Annotated in this window: 1 protein-coding gene; it reads left to right on the forward strand. The window is 66.1% G+C overall.

The window, feature by feature from the left end:
* Window positions 1–82: 82 nt before the first annotated feature.
* A partial coding sequence (locus tag BST40_RS28445) for a transposase (protein ID WP_244174549.1) occupies window positions 83–644 on the forward strand: 562 nt, incomplete at its 3' end.

Here is a 644-nt window from a genome sequence, read left to right on the forward strand (position 1 = left end):
CTTCAGATCATCCTCGGGAAGGTGCGCCCAATCTCGCCGCCTCGCCGAGGCTCATCCACAGGTTCTGATCATTGCTCCGGGGTTGCGGGGCCCCAAGAAGCGAGCCAAGACCGACCGCGCCGATGCGCGGCTGTTGCGGACGCTGTTGGTGGAGGGCCGGTTCCCCGAGTTGTGGATCCCGCCGGCGCAGGTGGTGGAGGTTCGCACCCTGGGCCGGTTGTATTGCGCGCTGATGGAGGAGCGCCGTGCCTGGCAGCAGCGCATCCACGCCCAGTTGTTCCATCAGGGCTGCCCGCCGGTCACCGCGTTGCTGTCGGCGGCGGGCCGTGACGCGCTTGCCGGTGCGGAGTTGTCGGGGGTGGGACGCCAGTATGTGGACACCGCGCTGCGGCGCACAGATGAGCTGGGTGCCGAGATTGTGCCGCTGCGAGCACAATTGGTGAACTTCGCTCGACATCAGCGCGGTTGTCAGGCGCTGCAGGCCCGCCACTACGGCATCGGGTGGTTATGCGCGGCGATCATCTGGGCCGAGATCGGTGATGCACGCCGGTTTTCCAGCTCTGATCAGCTGGTGCGCTTTGCGGGCATGGATGTCACCGTGTATTCCTCGGATACCAAACGCTCACCGGGGCATTTGTCCCGGC

Origin of the sequence: Mycobacterium persicum, from assembly GCF_002086675.1 — a bacterium.
Taxonomy (GTDB): domain Bacteria; phylum Actinomycetota; class Actinomycetes; order Mycobacteriales; family Mycobacteriaceae; genus Mycobacterium; species Mycobacterium persicum.